General features: G+C 72.4%; 3 protein-coding genes. 1 reads left to right on the top strand and 2 read right to left on the bottom strand.

Annotated elements, in window-relative coordinates; translation table 11 throughout:
• The first annotated feature begins 159 nt into the window (after positions 1–159).
• A complete protein-coding gene (locus WA805_RS29870) occupies positions 160–1026 on the top strand; it encodes a transglutaminase-like domain-containing protein (RefSeq protein WP_425243994.1) in 867 nt (288 codons plus the stop codon).
• Here WA805_RS29870 and WA805_RS29865 read toward each other — a convergent pair.
• Both WA805_RS29865 and xdhC read right to left on the bottom strand, forming a co-directional pair.
• Entirely contained in the window at positions 1023–2351 is a 1329-nt protein-coding gene (locus WA805_RS29865) for a guanine deaminase (RefSeq protein WP_422338196.1), read from the bottom strand. The genes WA805_RS29870 and WA805_RS29865 overlap by 4 nt on opposite strands.
• Entirely contained in the window at positions 2348–3169 is an 822-nt protein-coding gene (gene xdhC / locus WA805_RS29860; RefSeq protein ID WP_422282515.1) for a xanthine dehydrogenase accessory protein XdhC, read from the bottom strand. Before xdhC ends, WA805_RS29865 begins: the two co-directional genes overlap by 4 nt.
• Positions 3170–3326 lie beyond the last annotated feature (157 nt).

The following is a 3326-nucleotide window of genomic DNA, read 5'->3' as shown; positions in this document are numbered from 1 at the left end:
CCGGTGGAGCCCGCGGCGCGCCCGCGAGGACACCGCCGAGCACGAGCGGCTCGTGCAGGATGAGATGACGAAGCTGCAGGTATAACCGAACCGCAGGCGCCGACTACGCACCGGTCGCTGACACACGATGTCAGCGACCGGCGCGTAGCGTTAGGTCCCATGCTGGCTTACTACACCCGGCCAGGGGTCATGACCTCGGCCGGCCGTTTCGCGGCCTTGCTCGACGGCCTGCCCCATGACGTGGCCGCCCTCGCCGCCGTCGGGCAGGGCCTGCTGATCCACGAGCACATGGCGCGCGGCTACGGGGTCACGCTGTCCGAGGAAGACCGGTCCAGCGTGCATACCCGCCCGGCCGAGGAACTGCTCGCCCAGATCGTGGCGCGTGACAGCCGTCCGCTGGACGTCGCGCGGCCGCCGGAAGCCAGACTGCCGGGAAACTGCCGCCACTTCACCGTCTTGATGACCGCCATGCTCCGGGCGCGCGGGACGCCGGCGCGGGCACGCTGCGGGTTCGGCGGCTACTTCGGCAGCGGCACGTTCGAGGACCACTGGGTCTGCGAGTACTGGGACGCCGGGGAGCAGCGCTGGCGCCTCGTCGACGCCCAGATCGACGCGGTGCAGCTGGGCTGGTTCGACATCGACTTCGACCTCACCGACGTGCCACGCGACCAGTTCCTCATCGGCGGAGACGCCTGGGAGCGGTACCGGTCCGGCGCGGCCGACCCCGGCAAGTTCGGGCTCAGCCTGATCGGCGAGACGGGTGACTGGTGGATCGCCGCCAACCTGATGCGCGACGCCGCCGCGCTGCTGAATCTGGAGCTGCTGCCGTGGGACTGCTGGGGCGCGATGCCCGGGCCAGAAGACCCGATCGATCCGGAGCTGGCCGCCCTGTTCGACCGGCTGGCGGCCCTCACCCAGGCCCCGGACGCCACCCTCGCGGACCTGCGCCAGCTGTGCGACGATGACCGGCTGCGAGTCCCGCCGGAGGTCCGCAACGCCGTCAGGAACCGCCTCGAGAAGGTCTAGGTCCGGGCTAGGCCCGCGTCGGGGGTGCCGTCGGCGTGGGCGGGTCCGTGGCGGGCCACGCCCTGCGTCCACACGCCGGCCACGTCCGCCGGCGTGGCCAGGGAGAAGATCCTGGCCAGCGCGTCGGTCGTATCGCGGGCATGCTTGAGGTTCACCGCCAGCGTGCTGCCCGCGGCCGGCCGCAGCCATACGGCGTCGAAGTCCTTGCCCACCGAGAAGTCACCCACCCGGTCGTCGAGCCCGAGCGCCCGGGCGCCGGCCCGCGTCGCCAGGTAGAGCAGGTGAACCGGCGTCAGGTTCATCCCGTCGGCGCCCAGCATCTGCTGGATGAAGTAGGCCTGCAGCGCTTCTTTGGGCAGGAACAGGCCCGCTCCCGCGCCCACGTCGGACCCGAGCGCGACGCCGATGCCGTGCTCGACGTGCCTGCGCAGCGGGAACAGCCCGCTGCCCAGCGCGCAGTTGCTGGTCGGGCAGTGCGCGACGGAGGCCCCGTGCTCGGCGAGCATCGCGAGCTCGGCGTCGCTGGGGTGGACGTTGTGGGCGAAGACGCTGCGCCTGGTGACCAGGCCGTGCTGGCGGTAGGTGTCCAGGTAGTGCCGGGCGCCGGGGAACAGCCCGGCCACCGCGGCGACCTCGGCGACGTTCTCGTTGACGTGTGAGGTGAACCAGACGCCTGCCTGGAGCAGCTGCGCGCAGACGTCGAGCATCTCGTTCGACGCGGACAGCGAGAACCGCGGCGTGACCGCGTACCGCAGCCGGCCGCGGCCATGCCAGCGGCCGATCAGCTCGGTGCTGTCGGCCAGCGCCGTCCGCGGTGTCTGCAGGAGATCGGGACGCAGGATCCGGTCGCTGAGCACCAGGCCAGAGGTGATGTTCAGGCCGCTTCGCTCAGCCGCGGCGAACAGCTCCTCCATGGCGGACGCGAAGTGCGATCCGAACACGAGCGCGCTGGTCGTTCCCGAGGCGAGCAGGCCGCAGAGAAACTCGCCGGCCACCTCGCGCGCGTACGCCCGGCTGGCGAGCTTGCTCTCCTCTGGCAGGGCACATCGCTCGAGCCAGTCCAGCAGCGGCATGCCCAGCCCGCCGATCGCGCGGATCTGGGGGAAGTGGACGTGCATGTCGACGAAACCGGGCACGAGCATCCCGTCCGGCAGCTGGGTCACCGGCTCGCCGGGGTACTCGGCGCACAGCGCGGCCAGCGTGCCCCGGGCGCAGATGACGCCCTCGCGGACGCAGACGGCACCGGCCTCCGCCAGCGCATCGGCCGGGTCGCCGTCAAACGGGTCACCCGGCGTGTCGACGATCGTGCCGGCGTAGATGGTCACGCGGTCACCCTGTTTTCCAGCCCGGCGGTGAGCTTCTGCACCAGGGCGGCGGCGACCGCGACGGCGATCACGGCCGGGTCCTTGCCCGTGATCCCTGGCTGGCCGATCGGGCAGGTGATCCGGCCGATCGCCGCCGGGCGGTGCCCGGCGGCGGCGAGCTGGGCCTGGAACCTGGTCCACTTCACGCTCGAGCCGATCAGGCCGATGCTGCCCAGCGGCTGGCCGAGCCGCAGGGCCGCGTCGCACAGGGCATAGTCCTCCGCGTGATCGTGCGTCGCGATCACGACGTGCGCCCCCCTGGGCAGCTGCTCGAGCACCTGCTCGCCGAGCAGCGTGTGGCGAGTGCTGACGTCAGCGGTGCCGTCGATCACGTCCGCGAGCCGGACCCGGTCCAGCTGCTCGGCGCGCGAGTCCACCAGCAGCAGCTGGACCGGCAGCCGGGACAGGATCCTGGCCAGCTCGTAGCCGACATGCCCGATCCCGAACAGGGCGACGACGGGGCGGACCGCGAGCGGCTCGAGCAGCATCCGGACGGAACCGCCGCAGCACTGGCGGCCGTGCTCGGTGTGCGCGTGCGGATTGAGCTGCAGCTCGCACGTCTGCGGCCCGGCGGCCCCTGACGACATCATCTCCCTGGCCCTGGCGACGGCCGTCGCCTCCAGGTTGCCGCCGCCTACACTGCCCCAGCTGGCCTCCCGGCTCACTACCATCTTGGCGCCGGCCTCGCGCGGCGCGTGGCCGCGCACCTCGATGACGGTCACCAGCACGCCGGGCTCCCTGTTGTCCCGCAGCTGCTGCACGGCTCTGAGCCAGTCCATCTCACGCCCCCACGTACGCCGGGACGGGCTGCTCGGACGGAGCCGCGTCGCGCGCGGCCCTGACCGCCCAGTAGACGGCTTCCGGCGTGGCCGGGGTGGCTAGCGTGACGCTCCAGCCGGCCGGGCCGAACGCGCCGACCGCCTGCCGCAGCGCCTC

Origin of the sequence: Trebonia sp. (assembly GCF_049794275.1) — a bacterium.
In the GTDB taxonomy this organism is placed as follows: domain Bacteria; phylum Actinomycetota; class Actinomycetes; order Streptosporangiales; family Streptosporangiaceae; genus Trebonia.
Note: the sequence above shows the minus strand (reverse complement) of the source record. Positions and strands in the feature narration are given on the sequence as shown.